The following is a 23,378-nucleotide window of genomic DNA, read 5'->3' as shown; positions in this document are numbered from 1 at the left end:
GCTGAGGATGTAGTAGGACTGATTATTCCTCCCACCATCTACGCTCCGGATAAGGGGGTTCATTCAATACAACGGTCTCCCCGATCATCGGAGTAAGGATAGAGATGCCTTCTTTCTCTCCAGCTTTCGTTACACGCCTGACCGGATCTGTCCATTCATGAAAGGAAAGCGTGAATGCCCCCCAATGAATGGGAAGCAAGAGGGTTCCTTTTACATCTAAATGAGCTTGAACGGTTTCCTCGGGAAGCATGTGAATCGGTGCCCATCTTGGATCATATTGTCCACATTCCATAAGCGTGAGATCGAAAGGGCCATAACGTTCCCCGATCTCCTTGAAGTGAGGGCCATACCCGCTGTCTCCGCTGAAAAAGATGTTCGAATCCTGTCCCTTAATCACCCACGAACACCACAATGTACTGTTCCGGTCGTGTAAGCTTCTTCCGGAAAAATGCCTTGCCGGTGCAGCAGCCAAAGTAATTCCATGAAATTCAACTTCCTCCCACCAGTCAAGCTCAATGATCTTGTCAGTGGAAATACCCCAGCGTTCAAGGTGGCTTCCCACCCCGATCGGAACGAAGAATTGCCGGACCCGATCACTCAGTTTTTGAATCGTTCCATAATCAAGGTGGTCATAATGGTCATGTGAAAAAATAACGGCATCGATGATTGGAAGTTTTTCAATAGTGAAGGGCAATGTCCGGCTGTATCTTTTTCCTCCCATCCATGGGAATGGGGACGGGGCTTCACCAAACATGGGGTCAAGGAATAGGTGTTTTCCATCAATCTCAATCATAGATGCAGAGTGGCCGAACCACGTGATGTTCGTTTTATGGTGCGGGTGACTGAGTGTCGGGAATTCTGTTACCGGAAAAGCACTCTTAGGCTTGCGGTTTGCATTTTTATTAAACATATCCCGAATCATCGTGAAGGAAGTCTTCCAATCCGTACTCATAGAGGTAGGGACGGTGTTTTTAAAAGATCCGTTAGAATATTGTGGTGAAGCTTGAACTTTGCTTTGTGACGGCTTTTGTCCAAAAACAGGGTGGACTTTCAGAAGCAAATAAACTGCCAGGACAATTACACATAGAAATAGTAGAACAGGTATCATGCCGGGTATCCCCTTTGATTGGTAGTCGAATCTATATTTAACTATCTCAGATAATAAAGAACGTGTCCAAGTTTAAGAGGTGAAAATTTTGGGCAACCGGCTGATTGGGATAGTAGTTACAGAACTATTCTGCAAGTTCCTCATACCATGCCCGCGTTTTCTCAGGTGAACCGCCATTAATGAATACATGCTGATCGCCTACTTTAATATAGAGATAAGGAGATTCTTTCTTGATGAACAAAAGGCTTCTTCCGTATTCTTTCACCTTGAAAACACCCTTTGCCTTCGTTGAAAGACCAAATCCATTGATTTTCCACGTGACTTCCGGCATTTCATCCAGCAGTTCAATTTCTTCAATGTCTTCTTTCTGCCATTTATCACCGTACATGCCGGTAATCTCGAAGGAATCTCCGGATACAATCAGCTCATTTTTCTGATAGCCAACAAAAGTGAGTCCCCCGATCAACCCAATAACCCCGACCATAAGGAGGGAACTGATCCAATAGCTTCGTTTTCTTTTGCGGGGGACCTCATATCGGGACAAATAAATCATTCCCCCCATCAGAAACATCATCATGAAGCCGAACTGCACTTCCATCGTGTAGGTGAAGGGAGTGAATACAAGCGGAAGGAGGATGAGCATTCCCGCTGCGGTCATGATCAGTAAAGAACCAGTCTTCTGTGGATACCCGTTTTTGATTAGTTCTGCCTTTTCGTCTTCGGATCGGGCGTCGAAACCGGAAATCAGACAGTACATCTTCTTGTTGCGGATGGCCCATCCGAGTAATGAAAATAGAGCAATGACAAACAATTGTATGCCGATTAGAATAGCCATGCTTATGCCTCCCTTGTTATAATCTTTACTATTACATACGTATGTTTGATGCTGTGGGTTTCAATTTATTCATGATAAAAGCAGCTGCGCCAAAACCGAAAATGAATATTATCCTTGATGACTTTGCCACATTTGGAAAGGGAAATGCAGTGACCGTGTAGAAAACGTTATAGTGATGCTTTGGAGCATGAATACGATAGAATGTTCGTAAAGGAGAGACAGCGGTGGAAATCAAGCAGGACAGCCTAACCGGTAAAGAAGTGTATGAACTGATCATGGATCACCTTCAAAATATGGAGATCCATTCTCCCCCTGAAAGCAGGCATGCCCTGAATTTCGATGGACTGAAACAGCCTGATATCACGTTTTGGAGTGCATGGGAAGGAAATGAACTTGTGGGCTGCGGGGCACTGAAAGAACTCGATCCGGTGCACGGAGAAATAAAATCAATGAAAACGTCCCCCGCCCATTTAAGAAAAGGGGTGTCGAAGAACATCCTGCTCCACATCATTGAAGTGGCAAAAGAACGGGGATATCGGCGTTTGAGCCTTGAAACGGGATCAATGGCTGCATTCATACCTGCAAGGAAATTGTATGAAGGTTATGGATTCACCTACTGTGAACCATTTGCGGGCTACAGAGAAGATCCAAACAGTTTGTTCATGACGAAGGAAATCTAAGATGCGACGATATCACATGATACTGCAGCGCAGGACAGACCAGCTGCATAAAAAAACATGTTAAATGTTTCATGTAAAGGAGGCAACCAAGAATGAAGAATACATATGGATTAAATCCAGTGCTGCTTTCCAATTTGCAAGGGAAGAAGGAAACGTTTTGGGCGAACGGTGAGTTAAAACCTTTCAGTCCGGGGGAATCTGACGGTATCATTGATGCAGAACAAAGGCTTTCACGGTTTGCCCCATATTTGAAAAAAGCGTTTCCCGAAACGGGAGAAACTGACGGAATCATCGAATCACCAATTCGATATCTGCCTCGTATGCAAGAGATGCTTCAAGATCATTTTCAAACCAACATTCCAGGCAGGCTGATGCTGAAATGCGACAATCAACTGCCGATTGCAGGCTCCATTAAAGCGCGGGGCGGCATTTATGAAGTGCTTAAGCTGGCGGAAACACTGGCATTAAAACACAACCTGATTCAAAAGACAGACGATTATTCAAAAATAGCAAGCAGCACGTTTAAAGACTTTTTCTCTCAATTCTCCATCGCTGTCGGCTCAACCGGCAATCTTGCATTGAGCATAGGAACGATTGGCGCAGCACTTGGTTTCAACGTGACGGTGCATATGTCACAGGAGGCGAAGCAATGGAAAAAAGACCTTCTCAGAGAAAAAGGGGTCAGGGTCGTAGAGCACGAAAATGATTTTTCGTATGCGGTGGAAGAGGGCCGGAACCAATGTATGACAGACGAAACATGTTATTTCATAGACGATGAAAATTCAAAGGATTTGTTTATGGGATATGCTGTCGCTGCGTTGAGGCTCAAAAAGCAGTTCGAACAAGAAGGCATCAAAGTCGACCAACATCACCCACTCATCGCTTATTTGCCATGCGGCGTCGGCGGAGGACCAGGTGGAGTGACGTACGGATTGAAACATGTATTCGGTGACCATGTTCATTGCTATTTTGCTGAACCGGTGAATTCACCGTGTATGCTGCTCGGACTTTCCTCCGGTATGCATGAAGCCATTTCTGTCCAGGATATCGGATTAAGCAACCGGACAGAGGCAGATGGATTGGCGGTCGGCCGGCCTTCAGCCCTTGCCGGGAAAATGGTTCAAGAACTCCTGAACGGAGTATTCACGGTCAGCGACGAAAACCTGTATAAAATGCTGGCTCTCCTGCATGAATCAGAGTCAATTTCATTAGAGCCATCAGCATTAGCGGGTATGATCGGACCGGCAATGCCCCAAATACGTGAACATTTGAAAACTCTATCTGTTACTGGCAATCAGCTCAGCGGAGCCACACACCTGGTGTGGGCAACGGGCGGTAATCTGGTCCCAGAATCCATCATGAAAGACTACATTACAAAAGGGAAGAGTTTTCTTTAATCAGCTAATAGCCCGACCTGGAGCTTGTTAACTTGCTCCGGAACGGACTTCGAAATGTTGACATTTTCTGATCTGAAGCATACAATAATGATGTAAATTTAATCTTTGTATATAAAAGGGAGTATGTTTTATGTTAGGTGTCGTTCTTAACTAACCGTGAAATGAATACGGACATTTTGCCGGCATTCGTCTTTCTAAAAAAGGCGGATGATACGCTTGTTTAGCTGTGCCTGCAAAATGTAGTTAAGAACAATGGTCATAGCCTATACATCCCTTACTTTAGGAGAGCTGTGTCTTTTGTGCACAGCTCTTTTTGTGTACAAAAAAGTGTCACGAGTGAATGTTTCACAGCCTCTCAAAGGGACCCTTGTATACAAGTCATGAAGACCACAATGGACATTGTTCTGTTGTGGTCTATTTTTATTTATTGGAGGAGAAAACATTGAACGAAAAAACTTTTCACACATTAGAATTTCACCGGGTCAAAGAAGAACTGACGAACTTCGCCCTTACTGAGGAAGGAAAAAAAGAATTATTGAACATGATACCATCGACGAACAAACGTCAGATCGAGATGCGTCTCGATGAGGTGACAGAAGCAGTGCAAATCCTTGAAAAAAGCGCTAGTGTGCCGATTCATGGCATGGACGGGGTAGAAAAAATTGTTGCCAACCTGAACAAAGGAGTCCCGTTGAGGCCAGATCAATTGACCAGTCTGTATTTTTTCCTCGACGCATGCAAAAAGCTGAAGAAATACATGGCTGACAAACAATATTTGGCACCAAGGGTGTCGGCATATGTGTATTCCATTCAAGACATCCCGGAAGTGGCCGATGAAATTAACCGCTGCATCAGGAACGGACGCGTCGATGATTACGCAAGCAAAGATTTGCTGCGTATCCGAAAACAGCTAAGCATCCAGGAAGACAGGTTAAAGGATAAAATCCAGTCAATCGTCAAATCAGCCAAGTACAAATCGTTCTTGCAGGAGGCCATCGTCAGCCAGCGGAACGGCCGGTATGTACTGCCAATCAAAAAGGAATACAGAGGAAAAGTGAGAGGAGCAGTCCTCGATTCATCTGCATCGGGTTCCACCCTCTACATCGAACCTGAAGAACTGAGCGTCCAACAGGATCAGCTTCTCATGTATAAACTGCAGGAGGATCAGGAAATTGAAAACATCCTATGGACATTGACCGGACTTGTACAAACATACGAACCGGAGCTCAAGCTCGCCATCGAAACGATGGTTCACTACGACGTCCTTTTTGCAAAAGCCAAATACAGCCGCACGATTGATGGAGTGAGCGCAGGGGTCAACGAAAGTCACCGGATCCATTTAAAGAATGCCGTTCACCCTCTATTAGAAAAAGGAGCTGTACCCCTGACAATCGAGATGGGAGACACGTTTCATGCACTGGTCATCACCGGTCCGAACACAGGAGGGAAGACCGTCACCATCAAGACCGTCGGATTGCTCACCCTTATGACGCAATGCGGTCTCCACATTCCCGCAGATGAAGGGAGTGAAATCGGCATTTTTGAAAGGGTTCTCCTTGATATAGGTGACGGGCAAAGCCTGGAGCAGAACTTGAGCACTTTCAGCTCCCACGTCAAAAACATCATTGAGATTCTGAAGGAAACAAACGACCGGACCCTTGTGCTCCTGGATGAACTCGGTTCCGGAACAGATCCGATGGAAGGTATGGGGCTTGCGACCGCCATCCTCGATCAGCTTTACGAAAAAGGGGCAACTCTGCTCGCGACGACTCACTATAGTGAAATCAAGCATTTTGCAGAAGAACATGACGGATTCATGAACGGAAGCATGGAATTTAATATCGAAACCCTGCAGCCGACTTATAAGCTCATCATTGGAAAAGGTGGGGAGAGCCAGGCATTTTCCATCGCACTGAAGTTGGGGATGCATCCGTCCATCATCGAAAAAGCCCATAGAATCACTTATCGGGAATCAAAGACCTACTTTACAGAAGAACAAGACTTTCATGAAAAAAAGGAGATGGAGAAGCAGATCATCGTCAACAGACACCAAAGAAGGGATCACAGCAAAAAGGAACCGACTAAACCAACAGTTCCGCATTTCTCAAAGGGCGATAATGTCAAAATCTCACCTGCAGGAGAATTAGGCATCATCTACGGAGGGCCGGATGACAAGGGCCGCTATACTGTACAAGTTAAAGGAGAAAAATGTGAGATCTCCCAAAAACGATTATCACTATATATTTCAGCAGCTGAGCTGTACCCGGAAGACTATGACTTCGACATCATCTTCGAAAGCAAAGATAACCGGAAGAAAGATAAACTGATGGGAAGGAAGTTTGTTGAAGGGCTCACAATCGACAGGGAATAAAGAGCCTCCAAGTCCAAGTACCGTCCGAGACTGAACTAACGTATAAGATTGTTGACGAACAATCTCGGATAGTAAAGAAATTAAAATGTTAGAAATATAGAGAAAAAATAAGAGCTGGCGGGTAAGACGTTTGTCTTTACCCTCAGCTCTTATTAATCCATTAATTCAAATAATACATATTTTTCATCGTCTGTTTTGGCTACCAGATAATTGTCATGCCCTTTCACGCTGTAGATGGTGGATCCTGCCGCCAGTGTGTTCGAAGAAAAATTATCAACTGGATGATAACTCTCATCTATTTGCTCCTTGATCTTGCCAAGCTGTTCCCCGAGAGTTACCTTTTTCTTAACATCGACCCGTAAATATTCTTTACCCTCCACTACCATCATCGGGCCATCTCCGCATAACTCAGAAACAGTTTCTTTCCCATTTGAACAAGCACCTAAAATCATCATGAATATGATTAATAATACAGATTTCCTCATCAATAAAGTTAACCTCCTAAATCATTTGTATAATCAATAGATATTCATGCTCGTCTCCATACATGCAATCTTTAAGAACTGTCCATTTTTTTGAAGGGCCAGTCCCCAGGTTCCGTGCATGTGTTAATGAGGTCTGGGGAGGTCTATTCAGTGGCAGTTCACCAAGACCAGGCGTTAGTGTGTATGCGATGTGGTATTTCAGGAATAATAACTATTAAAATTCTGGAGGTATGTGTATGGTGCGAAGATGTATAGGGATTCTGATCCTTATAACAGTCGTATTGGCCGGACGTTCAAACACGGTTGAAGGTACAGGTCAGCAGCCTGATCTCACTCGGGTGACGTATATCCAATCAGAAACAGAAAGGGACCTGAAATTAGAAAAAGCTTTGAAAGAATTGTTCGAGTTACAAAAAGGGGATAGCATACGGTATTTTTACAACCGGGTCGATCTGAATAATGATCAAGTCCCTGAGATATTCGCGTATGTCACCGGTCCGCTCGTTTGCGGTACTGGAGGCTGTAGTGCCGCCATTTTTCAACAGGCAGGCAGCACGTATAAATTGGTGTCCCGCTTTTCATTGGTCAGAAACCCAATCCTTATAAGCGATAAAGAAACAAATGGATGGAGAGATATCATCATGTATGTTTCAGGAGGTGGCATTAAAGGAGCGTATAGGGAGCTTCTATTCGACGGCAAAACGTATCCCTCCAATCCATCAGTGCAACCCGAAATAAAAAACGGTGAAATAGTCGGAATAGGAATTATCAACGATGATCCCGCTCAAAACAAAGGAATCGAGATAAAGAAGGACGGGGAACAGTGACGTTTCTCCTGTTCTTCTTTTTGCTATTCAGAGCAAAAAAACCTTGAGTAAATAACTAAATTTTGAAATAATTGGAACATTCATATTGCATTATGTAACCAGGAGAGTGATGAAAACATGAAATTTTATGTAGCATCAAGCTTTAAAAACATCGATAATGTTCGTTATATCAGTGAACAGCTTAAAGCTGAGGGGCATATCCATACATATGACTGGACTAAACATAATCGTGCTTCTTCTTTTGAAGAATTGAAAGAAATCGGTCTGAAAGAAAAAGAGGCTGTCATGGAATCGGATGTGGTCATCGTGCTGCTCCCTGCAGGGAAAGGGAGCCATATCGAATTGGGGATCGCACTCGGCATGAATAAAGAAATCATCCTTCATTCACCCGGTGAGGAAGTTAATGATATTTCCGAAACAAGTACTTTTTATCACTTAGAGGAAGTAAAGAAGTTCCTGGGTGACAAGGAAGGACTAGTTGATTTTATAGTAGAAAAAGAAACACGCAAAAAATAACAACGATTATCTTTTCACAATCAGCCGATTGATATTTACATCTGTAATATTGATTATGCTGTTTGGTACAGGTCTTGGAGGGTTGTTTGGAAAGTGGAAATAAAAAGGCAGGGTAAAAAAATGTATACTCCTAAAGAAAGAGAGAGTTATTTTACTAGTACCATCAAACAATTTGAATCTTCGGAACTAATTGAAGGGGTCATTCAATTGGGTTCTGGCGTCTCCGGTTACAAGGATGAACTTTCGGATATCGATCTAATGGTATCTGCTACCGGACTTGCCTATGTGGAAAAAGCAAAGGCATTCGTGCACGAGTATTTCAGCGGAATGGGATCTGTCTACATAAAGGAATTAATGTTAAGAGAGCATATTTACCTCATCATCGCCATCTTGGAAAATGGTCTCGAATTCAATGTATCGATTCTTTCCAGGGAATTGTTAAGTGTGAAATCACCCTTATGGAAGGTCGTTGTGGATAAATCAGGAAAGATTTCAGAGAAGATGGAGGCTGCACATGAACATTTTGAACGTGAAAAATATGCCTTCAGTGATGACATTGCCTTTGAGTTCATTTATAGCATGAGAAAATTCAAAACAGAACTGAAACGTCATAATCTTATTTTCGCATTAAAAATGCTCGAGACGATGAGGGATCATACCCTTCAACTCCAAGCCCTGATTGAGAACAAGAAACTTCATCAGTTCAAAGCCTATGAAACACTGGATCAGGAATTCATTAGTAAGTTCCTTCAAACCTATCCAAGTCAAATCAACGAGGGGACGTTATTGTTGTCTGCAGATAGATTAAAAGAATTGTTTTTGGAAACGATAAACCGAAGTCAAAGATACACAGTGGATGAAGGACTTTCTTTCATCTTGAGGTAAAGTGCGGACGATATACTAATCTCACAATCTCTGGTGAGCTGTGATGCTGACCTGAAGCAGTTGTGATTTGATAAGATTGCGCCAATATCCTGGGTAGAGTATAGAGTAGAAGAAAAGTAAGTCAACCATTCATCTAAATCAAAACGACTCGCCCAAAAAGGAACGAGTCGTTCTTTCTGTTCTCAAAACGGATTCGTCGCCCACTGCAGCGACTGCTTGATGAATATTCTTGGATGCAGCTTCAGCTGAGCCACCATATGCTCTGCCAGGTCCTCAGGCTGCATATATTTCTCCTTGTCCGCTTCATCCAGCTTGTCCCCAAAGGTCAGGTCTGTTGCGACCAGGCTAGGGTTAAGGGTCATCACACGGATATTATTCTTTCGGACTTCCTGCATCAGTGCTTCCGTCATACCTTGAACAGCAAACTTTGATCCACTGTATGCTGTGCTGTTCGCAGTGCCTTTCAATCCGCTGCTTGATGAAATATTGATGATGTCCCCGCGGTTTTTCGCTATGAGCTGAGGCAGGACGGCACGCGTGACATGATACGTCCCGAACACATTCACCTCGAACGTTCTCTTCCAATCTGCAGGATCTATTTCTAGGAACTTACCGTATGTACCTATTCCAGCGTTGTTTATGAGGATATCCGCTGGACCCAAGTCGTTTTCAAGCGAAGAAACGGCTTTCTCCACTTGTTCCATTTCCGAAATATCCGCTGCAGCGAATCTGGCATTCACACCTAGCGATCTTGCTTCCTCCGCAACTTGTTCCAAAGCGCTTTCAGTCCTCGCTATCAACCCTAGGTGAACTCCTTCACGTGCAAGCTCCAATGCCGCAGCTCTTCCAATACCCCTGCCGGCTCCTGTAATATATGCGATTTTTCCTTTGATCGATTGTGCCATCATCGACGCTCCTTTCAATTTGTCTATCTAACCTAAGTGTACGGGGGATGGGGGGAGAGAAGCAAATAATCTACCTTTTCTCAGTTTTGAATACTCATCTGAAGCACACTTCGACAACGATGATTTAACGAATAATGACACCAAGCCCGACATAAGTATTAATGAATCATCACAAGGAGGGGATTGCAATCTCAGAACAGAAGAAAAGAGAAAATGTCATCAAGAACGCGAGCAGCCAGGCAAATGACCTAGTCCATAAAGCGGTTGACAGCACAAACGATATTGTCAAAACCGTTTCAGGAAAGGGCGGACTTGTGGGGAAAGCGGCGGATGCGACATCCGATGTTATCAAAAATGTCTCAACTACAGGGAATGATGTAGTCGGTAAAACGGTCGACACTTCTTCTAAAGTACTAAAGAACACAGCTAAGGCAGTGTTTAAACATAAGAAGAAACCATAAGTAAAAGCCTTTCACTCTCTATGAGCAAAAGAGTGAAAGGCTTTTTACTATGAATGCCAAGGAGAGGTATTGCTGGTGAGATTAATAAGATAGGGATCATTCTGAGGTTCTTTCATCCATTTTTCGGTCAGGTGGTGTATTTGAGTCAATTGCTTCATTTTTGGAGCTGGGGAAGGACAATTTTCCCTCCGTATAGAACCTAACACTAAAGGGGGATCACCGGGCAATTCCAAGTAGGCAGGAGGTGAGCGGTATACAGAAAGTAGTGTGGAGTGTACAATTTATTTTCCGAATATTCCCTCTTCTTGACGTTGTGTAAGGGTTCCTCACACTTTCATAGACACAATGTCTAATGAATAGTAAGCTTTTTCGACATAAACTTATCTGTAAGTCCATCAATAAATATCAGTCGGACGGTACTTGCTTTATAAAACTAAGCAGACTGTCCAGCACGGAATGAAGGGGGATTCAATTCATGTCAATCAATAGAGAGCGCTTAAAGCAGCATCTCGAAAAACTTGCTGAAATAGGCAAAATCGGTGAAACAGGCGTTTGTCGTCTGGCTCATTCAAAGGAAGACCGCCAAGCTGTGGAAGTCGTTAAAGGATGGATGGAAGAAGCCGGCCTGGCCACAAAAATCGACGGATTCGGGAACTTGATTGGAAGAATTGAAGGGTCACAACCAGACAAGCCCATCTTAATACTCGGCTCACATATCGATTCTCAGCCATATGGTGGAAGATTCGACGGCACGGCGGGGGCACTCGGCGCAATCGAAGTCGTCCACAGTATGAAGGAGAATGGCATTACGCCCCAGCGAACCATAGAAGTAATCTGCTTCTCCGATGAAGAGGGCAGCCGGTTTAACAAAGGGATCTTTGGTGTCCGGGGCTTGGCTGGAATGCTTGAAGAAGGAGAACTCGAACGAAAGGACAAACAGGGAGTCACGAGAAGGGAAGCACTGAAGGAATTTGGCGTCGAGCCAGATCTTTCCCAGAGCCCTGTTTATCAAAAAGGGGATATCGCTGCATTCCTGGAGTTACATATCGAACAAGGGCCAGTCCTTGAGAAAAAAAACAAGCCGGTTGGCATCGTATCCGGCATTTCGGGCCCAATCTGGCTGACGGTCACACTTGAAGGGTTTGCAGGACACGCTGGATCCGTTCCGATGCCGATGAGGCAGGACGCCCTTGTCGGCGCATCTGAAGTCATCCGGAAATTCGATGACCTTGTCAAATCGGAAGGTACTGAAACGACAGTGGGAACGGTCGGCAGTATGCAGGTCTTTCCGAACTCAAGGAACATCATTGCCGAGAAAGTGGAGTTCACTGTCGACCTTCGTGATATCGATCTTGCAGCACGTACCAAGCTGGAAGAAAAGCTTTATAAAATCATTGAAGAGACTGCAGCAACTCACAACTTAAAATATGAGATTAAAGAAGATACCCGCAGTGAACCGAGGTATTGTGCGGATTGGCTCAAAGACATCATGAAAGAGGAAGATGGGAAACTTGGCTTCGATTCACCGACCTTGATGAGCGGTCCCTTCCATGATGCGTTGATCATGTCCTATATAAGTGATTATGGGATGATCTTCGTCCGTTGTGAAAAAGGGATCAGCCACAATCCACTTGAGTTCGCAGAAATGGAAGACATTGAAAAAGGCGTGCACCTGCTGTATGCAACAGCCGTACGCATCAGCCAGTCATAACATAGGAGGTGTTGAAGTGAGCACCACAATGCTCTTTGTATATGGAGAAGTGGTCACTGTCGATTCTGAATTTTCTGTAAGTGAAGCGGTTGCCCTTCGGGGGAATAAAATTCTTTCTGTTGGGACGAATGAAGAAATCCTGGCACTTGCAAATGAACAAACAAAGATCGTGAATCTAGAGGGCAGAAGCATCCTGCCCGGATTCATCGATTCACACGCACATCTTGAGCTCTATGGTACAAACAGGCTCGGGGTGAATGCCAAAGAAGCGACCAACATTCATGAACTTCTTGGGAAACTGAAAGAAAAAGCGAAATCGACTCCAAAAGGTGAATGGATCAGGGGATGGGGCTATAATCAGAACCATTTCGATGAAAGAAGGCATTTAACCAGGTGGGACCTCGATCAGGTGTCAACCGAGCATCCGATCATCGTTGTCCGTACATGCGGACATATTTCATGTGTGAACAGCAAAGCGCTGGAACTTGCGGGGATCGACTCCAAATCTGTTGACCCGGCCGGCGGTAAATATGTCAGAGATGCCGGGGAACCGACAGGTCTTTTGTTGGAATCAGCACATATGAACATGTTTCTTTTTGCCAACTATTCAGAGGATGAGGTGTACAGGGGGCTTTCCCTCGCATCTGAAGATTATTTGGAAAAAGGGATAACCAGTGTCCATGATGCAGGAGGGTATGGACCCGGACACATCCGCTTCCTTCAAAAAGCTGTTGAATCAAAGCTTATAAAACAAAGAATCTATGCGCTATACGGATCGCTGCATGATTCTCCGGGAATGGTCGAGAAGGGACTTGAAAGCGGGATTGGGACAGGCCTCGGTGACGAATGGATGAAAATCGGTGCAGCCAAGGTCTTCATCGATGGAAGCAGCAGCGGACCGACCGCCAAAACGAGGGAGCCTTATACGAGCAATCCGGATGATTCGGGGATTCTTTACTTAAATCAGGAAGAATTGAATGAGTCGCTTGGAAAAGCGCATCTAGCTGGTTGGCAAATCACGGCCCATGCCATAGGGGACGAGGCGGTTGATATGATGATCGGAGCCATAAGATCCGCCCTGGAAAAGAAACCGGTCAGTAATCACCGCCACCGTATCGAACATTCATGTATGACCCCTCAGGATCTTCTCAGTCAAATGAAAGACCTGAATATCATTCCGATCCCCAATCCCGCCTTCATTTATGAATTCGGTGATGGATACATAAAGGATTATGGTGAGAGGGTGGACGTCATGTTCCCCTTAAGGAGCTTTTCAGACATGAACATCCCTTTTGCCATCGGTTCAGACAGCCCGATTACTTCGGTGGATCCGCTTCATGGTATTTACACGGCAGTCACCCGAAAGAGTAAATCAGGTAATGTGGTAGGAGCTGGCCAGCGGATCACCGTACAAGAAGCGATCAGGGCCTATACTTGGAACGGGGCTTATGCAAGCTTCGAAGACCACATGAAAGGCAGCATAGAACCAGGAAAGCTTGCAGATCTTGTTGTCTTGAATGGTTCAATTCTAACTTGTGATCCTGAAAGATTGAGAGAGTTGAGAGTGGAGTTGACCATCTTGGATGGAAAAATCGAATTCGCATCGAAAAAGGAGGGCGTCATATGAGCAAAAGCACTTTTACTAAACTATATTGTATTTCTCTAGGTATTCCGTTTCTGCTACTCATCTTCCCTTTGTTTTCTATAGGGAATAGAGCCACACCGGTTGTAATGGGCATGCCATTCTCGGTGTTCTGGGTGATCCTTTGGATCATCATCACCTTTCTGATCGTACTGGCACTTTACCGGATCGATCCAGACAAAGATGAAGAGGGGGTAAACTGATGGCAGATTGGCAGATTGCAATGATCATGATGATCGGCTACCTGGTGATTGCACTCATCGTGGGTGTGATGGCGGGAAGAGGTCATGACAAGAATTCACTTGATGAGTTTACGGTTGCAGGAGGGGGACTAGGACTTATCGTGATGTGGTTCCTGATGGGAGGGGCAGTATTCAGTGCCTTTTCATTCCTCGGAGCTCCCGGATGGGCATATTCCAAAGGCGCCCCGGCACTTTATATTTTAACTTATACCGCATTTGCCATTCTCCCGTGGTATATAATTGGTCCAAAAATCGGGAAAATCGGCCGCAAGTTCAATATATACACGGTAGCAGGCTTTATGAAAAAACGTTACGGCGGGAAGACGCTGCCAATCCTGATCGGGGTCATAGCGCTCCTGGCCTCCATTCAGTACTTGGCCACTCAAATGAAAGGGATGGCGTACATATTCAATATCATGACGGAAGGACGGATCCCGCTTTGGCTTGGCGCCCTGCTGGCGTATGGGATTGTAGTTGTCTATGTCGCAACAGGAGGACTTCGTGCAGCTGCCTGGTCGGATGTCTTTCAGGGACTTTTGATGATCATCATTTCCTGGGTAGTAGGATTGGCCATCGTCAAGCAGCTGCATGGCAGTGTAGGGGAGATGTTCACGAACCTTGTCCAGGATAACCCTCAACTTCTGGAAATCGGAAATGAAGGATCGACCATGTCAGGGACAGCTTATACAACAACGATCCTTGTGTCACTTATAGGATTTTTGATGTGGCCGCATCTATTCTCGAAATCGTATGCTTCCAATGCCCGTACAATCAAAAAGACGGTGTTGGTATATCCGGTGTTTGCACTTTTCCTGATTCCGCTATTATTTGTTGGTTTCTCAGCAGTCAACGTTGTCAACCCAGCTGATATCGGGGCACCGGATGAAATTCTCCCTTATTTGATCACCACCGTCCTCAGCCTTCCAGGCTGGGTATACGGACTAGTAGGTGCAGGAGCTCTGGCGGCTGCCATGTCCACTGCCGATGCCATCACGCACAGTGCTTCACTGGAATTCACGGACGGGGTCATAAAGAACATGAAACCGAATCTTCCGGATAAAACAACGTTATTCCTGATGAGAGCAGGCGTCTTCGTAGTCGGCGGACTTGCCTATATCATCACAGTATTCGGGGGACAGGGACTAATCGCCCTGCTTCTCGGGGCGTATGGATCCATCGTACAATTCGCACCTGGCGTCTACGGTGCCCTTTATTCGAAAAAAGTGACCGGACCGGCCGTCATTACTGGCCTCGTCGTCGGTACTTTCGTCAACTATTACTTCCAGCTCGTTGCAGAAACCACACCATTTGATATCCATGCCGGCATCCTTGGTCTGATCTGCAACATCATCATCGTTGTCACTGTCAGCGCATTCACCCAGCAGAAAAGCGTGGAGATGGCAGAGGAGTATCGAAATATCGGTTAATAAATGGAACACCATAAAACGGGCGGAAACCTAGAGGTTTCCGCCCGTTTTTTATATTCTGATAAATTTCCAGGAAATTCATGTTAAAATCAAACAGAGACAAAGGAGTTAGATAAAAGGAGTGTTCCTAAGTGAACAAAATCAAACACTTAATCATACCTGACACTGTAAGAGTCATAGTTATCTCTGATATCCACGGGGAATTGAAACTTTTTGAAGAGTTATTGGAAAAAGTGCAGTTCAGGCAAGAAGACTACCTGATCATCAATGGTGATTTATGTGAAAAAGGGAGCAACAGTCATGGAGTTGTACGGTACATAATGGAACTTTCAGCCAGCCACCCAAACGTATATGTCACAGAAGGCAATTGTGATACGTTGGTGGAAGATCTATTGGAAGAAAACCCAAAATTACTAAACTATTTGACTGCGAGAAAGCATTCCATCATTCATGAATGGCTCCGGAAAATTGGATTTTCAATAAACGAAGGGACAACGATCCAGGAGATAAAGGAACACTTGACACATCACTTTTCAGAAGAAATGAAGTGGTTAACGGAATTACCGACTGCGATAGAAACAGGTGACTATATATTTGTACATGCAGGTCTTGCTGAGAAAGAAGATTGGAAAGACACTGACAGGATAACGGCCATTACTTTACGAGCGTTCCTTAATCAATCACATGCAGCAGACAAATATGTAATAGTCGGTCACTGGCCGGTTGTAAACTATACTTCGACCATACCTTCCTATAATCCCATCATTGACGAAACAAAAAAAATCATTGCAATCGATGGCGGGAACATCATAAAAAATACGGGTCAGCTGAATGCCTTTGTCATTGATAGGAGAGCTGATGGAGATGTATTTTCGTATACGTATACTGACAAGTTTCCTTCATATGAAGTGATAGAAGAGTTTCAATCGGACTCAGTCATAACCGGATCTATCTCATACCCTTCATATGAGCTTGAACCACTGCAGGAATATGAACACTTCACCCTTTGCAGGCAGGGATCGACCAATGAAATGCTATACGTGAAGAAAGAGTATATTCACAGAGATGAAAAGGGCTTTTTCACTGCGAATTCGGACATTTCCTGTGCACAGATCAACGTGAAAAAGGGGGACACCGTATCCTTGATAGACGATAAGTGTACTGGATTTGATTTGATCAAAAAAGATGGGATGGCAGGATGGGTTCCTAAAGGCATTCTCCAAGAGTTTAATAATGGCGATAAAAATGATCTTAACTTGATTCGTCACGTGCATTCAAATGAAAAATCCTATGTCTGACACTAAGATGATGGATAATTAGTTTATTGGGATTCATTAGAGGGTGACTCATTAATACAGGATCCGAATATCTACCATTTCCAGTTGGGTAAGAACGGTTAATTGCGCGTCAGGAGCTCGAGTTCATTGGTAAACGGGGGAGGACTCCTCAGATCATAAAAGTTCAGTCTCTATTTAGAAACTAGTATTACTACCAATGGATGAATATGGTAACATAGTCTTATATAAAGTATTTTCTTACTATTTCGTCATTTGGAGGGAAGGCATAGATGATTCGAGCAACATCAAAAACAGATCCCTTCCTGATCAGCAGGATCAGAGAAAAGGACATGGAGTCCATCATTGATTGGTTTGAGCGGCATCAGCAATCGTTTTATACACTTGGCTGGTCGTATCTCAGGAACCAGCAGCAAATGGAGGAACTTTTCTTCCGTGCCATCACTGCCGCGCATGAAGGGATGCCGCGTTCTATAAAGGAGACTCCATTTGAAACATGGACTTCTTCTGTTTTTATACAGTCCTGCCGCGAGCTCTCAAAAGAGGATCATATGTCAGATACAAAGAGAACTGAACCGAGGCAGGATGTATTCGGTGCTCTGGATCAATTAAAAACGGAAGAAAAAGAAGCAATTGCGTTGACATACCTAAAGGGATTTTCTTTAGAAGATTCATCCCGTATTCTTCAGGTTAGTGTAGAAGCGGTGAAGGACTGGGTATTTTCCGGAATCCAGTCGTTAAGAAAAGAACTGGGTTACGGTTCACACTTCGCAGGCTGTCGGGAATACCATAAGAAATATATCGATTATTTAGGTAGAACCCTCGAACGTCCGGAAAAAGTTGAATTTGAGGTACATATCTATCATTGCCAGAACTGCCAAGAGGATCTTGCTGCATTTCAGGATGTCATGCTGACTCTTACTGGAATCACTGAAGATTTTCAAGTTCCATCGGGTTTCATGGAGAAGGTGAAACATCGACTGATGGAAAAAGAAAAACGCAGGCAGCAGAAGAAAAAAAAGCGTAATCATATTGGGCTTGCGTTTGCAGGTGTGTTTGCTTTGTTACTGTGTACAGGTTTTGTCACTGGAAGCTTCAGCAGCCTCTACTATACATGGACAGAAGACCAGGAGGAGTTACGAACCTTTCTTCAGAATGACCTTGGAGAACGTCTGAACTTGGAGGCCGAAAGTGAAGGCGTGATAATCAGAATCAAAGGTGTGATTGCCGATGATGTTCAGACACTTGTCTTTTATGAAATCACCGATACGAAAAAAGACAATCAATATGCTATGAATGTCCATGATGGGGTTTTCGTACAGAATGAAGGTGAAATCATGGACCGCGCAGCTTCGCCAAGGTACGCACCGCCAGTCACCCAAACGGATAGTCATGGTGAAAAGAACGTGTATCAGGGTAAGATGAATTTGCTGCCTCTCACCGGGGATAACGCGACCGTTGAATTGAAAATCACAAGACTTCAAAAGCTGATTCAGGATCCTGATGATTCTGGTGAATTAAGTCCTTGGGCTTCAGGGGAAATGGAATTTGCTCATGGAGATTGGAATTTCAAGATTCCGGTGACAAAACAATCCTCAGTTAAACATGAATTGAATCAAGAAACAGAAATTGAAGGCATCCCTGTTCGATTAGACAAACTCATCATTGCTCCCACAGCGACTATCCTGCAATATAGCTTTAAACATGAGCAGCCTGAAAAACAAATTGCTATGCTCAACTTTGATAGCTTACAAGCGGGTGATAAGAAACTGAAAGCCGATTTGTATGGTAGTAACTACGTGGAGGCACCTGGAAATATGGATTGGAATACACTTCGAACACAGTTTGAATCTTTATATGGTGAAAATGTGAAGGAGCTGGATGTCCGGTTTGGATCCATGCATTTGACAGTCCAAGATCCAAAAACCATTGAACTTGATCCTGACCAGAAATATCCCCAAACCTTTGAGTACCTGGGAAGTACCATCTCAATCGACAAGGTGGAAGTAGGTTTCCCTACCAAAGTCGTCATCAGTAACCATGATTTGAAAGACAGGGAATACGAATCGCTTCAGTTCCACGTTACCGGGGAGAAGCAGAATGAAAATGATAATATTTCGATGTCAATGGGGATGAATTCAGAAGGGGTCCTTGTTGATAAAAACGGAAAGGAATATGATATCAGCAAAGGGCCTTACAGGTTTGAGGAACTGGACCAGCCGCGCTATTTCCATACCGTTCAAAGCTTTGAACTCTTTAATGACACTTCCGGGGATAAAGTAATACCGACCAAGCTAGTGATCGAAGGATATAATACAACGAAATATTTAAATGAAAAGGTGAAGATTGAACTGGATTGAAAAGGTGCGTTACTCTAATTCTGATATGCTCCTGCACGGAAGAATTCAGAAAATGAGATTGTTAATTTGATGAAAAAGAGTGTTCACGTCTACAAGTGAATGCTCTTCTTTTTGAAAACTGTTCTCCATTCCCCTGTGGGAGTACATTAGTAAAACTCATTGTACGAATATCGTCACAAATAAGTCCTAAGAAGGGTAAAAAAATGCTTCTCTTTCCCTCGTCCGCGGTGTAAAATTAAATCAAAAATTTCATCTTAATGTTGATTTACAGCAGGGCACGAAAAGAAATATAGCTGCTGCCATCCATGCGATTGATGCATTCAGTATCCTTGATTGTAAAGCCTGCCGGATGACCTGTATTCCTGGAGAATTCGGAATATTAAAAAAGTGAAGAGGTTGAGGAAAGTTGATAAAGGAAACAAATGAAATGACTGTTAAGGAACAAAGTATTTTTCATCACGTCGGGAATAAAATCAAAACCGAAGATAGAGAGATTCAAATCATAGCTAAAATGGAAGAACCATGCATCGTCGTTTTGGGTAATGTCTTAAGTGATGAGGAATGTGACACACTTATTCAAATGTCCAAAGACCGGATGAACCGCTCAAAAATAGGTAACACACGTCACGTAGATGATCTAAGGACAAGCAGCAGCATGTTTTTTGAAGAGGCTGAAAACGAAGAAGTGGCCAAAATCGAAAAAAGGCTTTCTCAAATCATGAATATCCCGGTTGAACACGGGGAAGGGCTTCAAATCCTTAATTACAAAATAGGTCAGGAATACAAAGCACACTTTGACTTTTTTCGATCGGCTTCACAAAAACCGGTGAACAATCCGAGAATCAGTACTCTTGTCATGTACCTGAATGACGTTGAGGAAGGCGGCGAAACCTACTTCCCTAAACTGAATTTTTCTGTTTCACCGCAAAAAGGCATGGCCGTATACTTTGAATATTTCTATGATGATCAAGAATTGAACGAACTCACCCTGCACGGCGGAGGACCAGTCGTCACCGGCGACAAATGGGCAGCAACGCAGTGGATGAGAAGAAAGGTTTATAGATAAGCAGAAAGCTCTTCCAATAGGGAGGGCTTTTTTTAGGGTTGTATATTTTGGGTTTTTATGGAAAAATAATAGATTATTGGACAAAACTCAAAGATTAATTGTTAAGACTAAAAGATAAATGGGTAAAGCTAAAAGATTAATAGTGAAACTCGAAGATTTTTGAGCGGAATCCACAGATTATTGGATGAAAGGTATACGTGGGACAATACTCTAGAATAATTCCTCACAGAATAATGGAAGGAATCTTAGAGGAATTCAGGACGTATCAATCGAATTACAGATAAACGTGGGCAGCATCAGCCTATTTGAAAGGAAGGATCTAACGTTGAAACTATCCCACGATACACAGTATATCCGTAAAATGACTCTAAAAAGAGATCAAATCCCCTCATTTAAGCAATTTCCGTTTAATCTTCCCGTTATGAAGAATTTCAATGAGCTGTACTTTCACCCCAATGTCACCTACATCATCGGTGAAAATGGTATGGGAAAGTCCACTTTGCTTGAAGGAATTGCGATTGCATTGGGGTTCAACCCTGAAGGAGGAACGCTGAACTTTAACTTTTCAAGCTACGATTCACATTCTGAGCTGCATCATTATCTCCGTCTGATAAAGGGGGTAGAACGAGCAAAGGACAACTTCTTTTTCCGGGCTGAAACGTTTTATAATGTCGCTTCAAATATAGAAGAAATGGACAGTGAGCCTTCATTTGGCGCAAAGATCATTGATTCTTTTGGAGGCAGGTCACTCCATGAACAGTCGCATGGTGAATCATTCTTTGCTGCATTCACCGAACGCTTCCGGGGGCATGGGCTTTACATCCTTGATGAACCCGAAGCAGCCCTCTCGCCGCTGCGCCAGCTTTCGATGCTCGCACGTATAAATGAACTGGTCAATCAAGGATCACAGTTTATCATTTCCACTCATTCACCGATCCTTATGGCATACCCAGACGCAAAGATCATTGAACTGACTGAGTCCGGAATGACAGAAGCAAGGCTTGAAGATACCGGTCACTATTCACTCATGAAGCAATTTATAGAAGATCGTGAACGGCTGCTTGTTCATCTGTTTGAAGAATGATTGAAGAACAAGCTTTTATATTTCGTTCATTAATTAATTGAAAAAGTGAGAGATAGGAGAGTACATATGTATCAATATTTCAATGGTCTCATCATAAGGGAAGGCACAGAAGGGGTTCCTGCCGATCAAGTAGAGGAGCTGTTTAAAGATGCGGGATGGGTAAGGAACACACCGGACTGGCAGAAAGAAAAATTCACGTTGATTTTCAAAAACTCAACCTGGGCATTTACCGTCTGGGATGAAGATGAAATGATCGGTATGGTCAGGGTGATTTCCGACCAAATCATGGCTGCGAATATCATGGACTTAATTGTATCCTCAAAATACAGAGGTAAAGGGATCGGACAAAAACTTGTCGAGATATGTGTTCAAAAACTCCCTCACGGTGATTGGTTTGCTCATACTTCAGCAAACAATTTTTCATTTTATGAGAGATGCGGCTTTGAGGTGAAGGATTTATCTGAGAATGGGACATGTTCCTATTATGGGTATGTAAAGGCACGGAAAAGCGGACATAGAAGAGCTTAACTAAAACTTCTAGAGAGGCGGGAAAATATGAAATTGAATCATGTAACCAAAAAAGGAGACGGTGAATTAAACGAAGACTCGCTCATCATCAATGAACGCATTTCCTTATTCGGCGTCGCTGATGGGGTCTCTTCCCTGGTCCCGTTTAAATCGGAGGACAACCTTACCGGCGGCTATATCGCTTCTAATATGGCAAAAACATATTTGGAAACTCTTACGTCAACTGAGCATGATTTACGATATGGTTTATCAAAGATCAATGAATGCTTATACGAGAAAATGAAAGAAAATCGAATTGATTCTAACAGAAAAGAACAGCTCTGGGGAACAGCACTTGCAGCAGTGTGTTTGTCAGAAAAAGGGCTGGAGTACATACAGACAGGCGATTGCATGATCCTGGCCGTTTATCAAACCGGCGAAGTCAGGCCCTTAACGAGGCTGCAAGTCGAACATTTGGAACATACAGCGATTGAAAAATGGAAGCGTTGCATCCAAGAGGGAATGAACAAAAAGGACGATATCATGCCGTACGTGAAAGAAATATTAATCGCGAATAGACAACTGAGCAACACCGACAAAGGGTACGGGGTCCTGAACGGCGAACCTGAGGCCATTGATTATGTTGAATACGGAAAAATCAACCGTGCGGGGTTGAAGCATCTCATACTGCTTACAGATGGATTGTTTCCGCCGTCGGAAGTAATAATTCCTGAGGGGCGGCCATACTGGCATCATGTCGCAATGAGCATCCTGGAAAATGGCATTGAGCAATATGCAGATGAGCTAATCCAGTTGGAAGAAACAGATTCAGAGTGCATTGCTTATCCGCGGTTTAAGAAGAGCGATGATAAGGCAGGGATTGTGATTCATTTTTAAAGGAGAAAAAGGAATGAAAGCTGTTTTTCTGGATAGGGATGGAACCATTGGCGGTACCGGTGGAGGAATGCATCCATTTGAATTTAATATGTATCCGTTTGCACCAGCTGCCATCAGAGTGCTTAATGAGTCAGGGGTAATGGTCTTCCTTTTCACCAACCAGACCCGAATGGGTAGAGGGTTCTTTTCTGAAGAGGATTTATTAGAAGGATTTGAAAATATGAGAAAAGAATTAGCTCAACATTCTGCTTTCCTGGATGATATTTTCTACTGTCCTCATCATCCTGAGGATGGTTGCAAATGTCAAAAACCGAAAATAGGGCTGCTTGTAAAAGCTAAGGAAAAATATTATTTGAATCTTGAAGATTGCTATGTAGTAGGCGATACTGGCAGTTCCGATATGGTGGCGGCAAGTGCAGCTGGAATGAAAAAGGTATTGGTGAAAACAGGATGGGGAGAATGCTCCCTTACTTCCTACAGGGAAAGTTGGGAAGGAATCGAACCGGATTACATAGCAGAAGATTTAATGGATGCATCTAGGTGGATTGCTTCTGATTGTAGGAAGTAATGGGGGTTTTTTAAAAAGAAATAAACAACATACATCAACAATTGGAGCCCTGTAAAGGTCCTTGTTTAGAGAAGAGTTGAATAGCGTTTCCTATATGAAAAGAGGAATG

The 23,378-nt window shown here is 43.7% G+C and carries 22 protein-coding genes; 18 read left to right on the top strand and 4 right to left on the bottom strand.

All coding sequences use genetic code 11. The features are described 5' to 3' along the window. Positions 1-22 precede the first annotated feature (22 nt). A complete protein-coding gene (locus ACUXV2_RS10375; protein WP_446246929.1) occupies positions 23-1,108 on the bottom strand; it encodes an MBL fold metallo-hydrolase in 1,086 nt (361 codons plus the stop codon). Positions 1,109-1,232: 124 nt separating this feature from the next. Next, the gene (locus ACUXV2_RS10370) at positions 1,233-1,943 is read right to left on the bottom strand and encodes a DUF3784 domain-containing protein (protein ID WP_446246928.1); all 711 of its coding nucleotides are present in this window, start codon (positions 1,941-1,943) and stop codon (positions 1,233-1,235) included. A 224-nt stretch (positions 1,944-2,167) separates the two neighbouring features. Here ACUXV2_RS10370 and ACUXV2_RS10365 point away from each other — a divergent pair, with 224 nt between their 5' ends. From ACUXV2_RS10365 to ACUXV2_RS10355, 3 genes are all read left to right on the top strand, one after another. Then, positions 2,168-2,623: a GNAT family N-acetyltransferase gene (locus ACUXV2_RS10365; protein ID WP_446246927.1), complete on the top strand. Its 456-nt coding sequence runs from the start codon at positions 2,168-2,170 to the stop codon at positions 2,621-2,623. A 92-nt stretch (positions 2,624-2,715) separates the two neighbouring features. After that, entirely contained in the window at positions 2,716-4,020 is a 1,305-nt protein-coding gene (locus ACUXV2_RS10360) for a D-serine ammonia-lyase (protein ID WP_446246926.1), read from the top strand. 442 nt (positions 4,021-4,462) lie between these two features. Beyond that, positions 4,463-6,391: an endonuclease MutS2 gene (locus ACUXV2_RS10355; protein ID WP_446246925.1), complete on the top strand. Its 1,929-nt coding sequence runs from the start codon at positions 4,463-4,465 to the stop codon at positions 6,389-6,391. A 152-nt stretch (positions 6,392-6,543) separates the two neighbouring features. On the opposite strand, the gene ACUXV2_RS10350 is transcribed toward ACUXV2_RS10355, so the two are convergent. After that, complete coding sequence (locus ACUXV2_RS10350) at positions 6,544-6,879, bottom strand: hypothetical protein (RefSeq protein WP_446246924.1); 336 nt, start codon at positions 6,877-6,879, stop codon at positions 6,544-6,546. 233 nt (positions 6,880-7,112) lie between these two features. Between ACUXV2_RS10350 and ACUXV2_RS10345 the strand changes: the two genes are divergently transcribed. From ACUXV2_RS10345 to ACUXV2_RS10335, 3 genes are all read left to right on the top strand, one after another. After that, positions 7,113-7,703: a hypothetical protein gene (locus ACUXV2_RS10345; protein ID WP_446246923.1), complete on the top strand. Its 591-nt coding sequence runs from the start codon at positions 7,113-7,115 to the stop codon at positions 7,701-7,703. A gap of 117 nt (positions 7,704-7,820) precedes the next feature. Beyond that, a complete protein-coding gene (locus ACUXV2_RS10340) occupies positions 7,821-8,219 on the top strand; it encodes a group-specific protein (protein WP_446246922.1) in 399 nt (132 codons plus the stop codon). A gap of 120 nt (positions 8,220-8,339) precedes the next feature. After that, positions 8,340-9,104 carry a hypothetical protein gene (locus ACUXV2_RS10335; RefSeq protein ID WP_446246921.1) on the top strand — a complete coding sequence of 255 codons (765 nt, stop codon included), beginning with the start codon at positions 8,340-8,342 and terminating at the stop codon, positions 9,102-9,104. Positions 9,105-9,286: 182 nt separating this feature from the next. On the opposite strand, the gene ACUXV2_RS10330 is transcribed toward ACUXV2_RS10335, so the two are convergent. After that, on the bottom strand, positions 9,287-10,009 hold the full coding sequence (locus ACUXV2_RS10330; RefSeq protein ID WP_446246920.1) for a 3-ketoacyl-ACP reductase: 723 nt from the start codon (positions 10,007-10,009) through the stop codon (positions 9,287-9,289). 161 nt (positions 10,010-10,170) lie between these two features. Here ACUXV2_RS10330 and ACUXV2_RS10325 point away from each other — a divergent pair, with 161 nt between their 5' ends. The 12 genes from ACUXV2_RS10325 (at position 10,171) to ACUXV2_RS10270 (ending at position 23,269) form a co-directional block, all read left to right on the top strand. Continuing rightward, a complete protein-coding gene (locus ACUXV2_RS10325) occupies positions 10,171-10,470 on the top strand; it encodes a hypothetical protein (RefSeq protein WP_446246919.1) in 300 nt (99 codons plus the stop codon). 475 nt (positions 10,471-10,945) lie between these two features. Next, a complete protein-coding gene (locus tag ACUXV2_RS10320; RefSeq protein WP_446246918.1) occupies positions 10,946-12,181 on the top strand; it encodes a hydantoinase/carbamoylase family amidase in 1,236 nt (411 codons plus the stop codon). Positions 12,182-12,197: 16 nt separating this feature from the next. Continuing rightward, on the top strand, positions 12,198-13,808 hold the full coding sequence (locus ACUXV2_RS10315) for an amidohydrolase (protein ID WP_446246917.1): 1,611 nt from the start codon (positions 12,198-12,200) through the stop codon (positions 13,806-13,808). After that, positions 13,805-14,026 (top strand): DUF3311 domain-containing protein, encoded by a 222-nt coding sequence (locus tag ACUXV2_RS10310; RefSeq protein ID WP_446246916.1) that lies wholly within the window; start codon positions 13,805-13,807, stop codon positions 14,024-14,026. Before ACUXV2_RS10315 ends, ACUXV2_RS10310 begins: the two co-directional genes overlap by 4 nt. Continuing rightward, on the top strand, positions 14,026-15,492 hold the full coding sequence (locus ACUXV2_RS10305) for a sodium:solute symporter family protein (RefSeq protein WP_446246915.1): 1,467 nt from the start codon (positions 14,026-14,028) through the stop codon (positions 15,490-15,492). Before ACUXV2_RS10310 ends, ACUXV2_RS10305 begins: the two co-directional genes overlap by 1 nt. A gap of 131 nt (positions 15,493-15,623) precedes the next feature. After that, entirely contained in the window at positions 15,624-16,790 is a 1,167-nt protein-coding gene (locus ACUXV2_RS10300; RefSeq protein WP_446246914.1) for a metallophosphoesterase, read from the top strand. A 269-nt stretch (positions 16,791-17,059) separates the two neighbouring features. Further along, complete coding sequence (locus ACUXV2_RS10295) at positions 17,060-19,147, top strand: DUF4179 domain-containing protein (RefSeq protein ID WP_446246913.1); 2,088 nt, start codon at positions 17,060-17,062, stop codon at positions 19,145-19,147. 427 nt (positions 19,148-19,574) lie between these two features. Beyond that, positions 19,575-20,213: a 2OG-Fe(II) oxygenase gene (locus ACUXV2_RS10290; RefSeq protein WP_446247043.1), complete on the top strand. Its 639-nt coding sequence runs from the start codon at positions 19,575-19,577 to the stop codon at positions 20,211-20,213. Between the two features lie 325 nt (positions 20,214-20,538). Next, positions 20,539-21,297: an AAA family ATPase gene (locus ACUXV2_RS10285; protein ID WP_446246912.1), complete on the top strand. Its 759-nt coding sequence runs from the start codon at positions 20,539-20,541 to the stop codon at positions 21,295-21,297. Positions 21,298-21,363: 66 nt separating this feature from the next. Further along, the gene (locus ACUXV2_RS10280; protein WP_446246911.1) at positions 21,364-21,825 is read left to right on the top strand and encodes a GNAT family N-acetyltransferase; all 462 of its coding nucleotides are present in this window, start codon (positions 21,364-21,366) and stop codon (positions 21,823-21,825) included. 27 nt (positions 21,826-21,852) lie between these two features. Beyond that, positions 21,853-22,701, top strand: coding sequence for a protein phosphatase 2C domain-containing protein (locus ACUXV2_RS10275; RefSeq protein ID WP_446246910.1), 849 nt, complete (start codon positions 21,853-21,855; stop codon positions 22,699-22,701). Between the two features lie 13 nt (positions 22,702-22,714). Continuing rightward, positions 22,715-23,269 carry a D-glycero-alpha-D-manno-heptose-1,7-bisphosphate 7-phosphatase gene (locus ACUXV2_RS10270; RefSeq protein ID WP_446246909.1) on the top strand — a complete coding sequence of 185 codons (555 nt, stop codon included), beginning with the start codon at positions 22,715-22,717 and terminating at the stop codon, positions 23,267-23,269. The last annotated feature ends 109 nt before the right edge of the window (positions 23,270-23,378 follow it).

This window comes from Rossellomorea sp. NS-SX7, from assembly GCF_052828565.1.
This window is presented reverse-complemented; position numbering and strand designations above follow the sequence as displayed.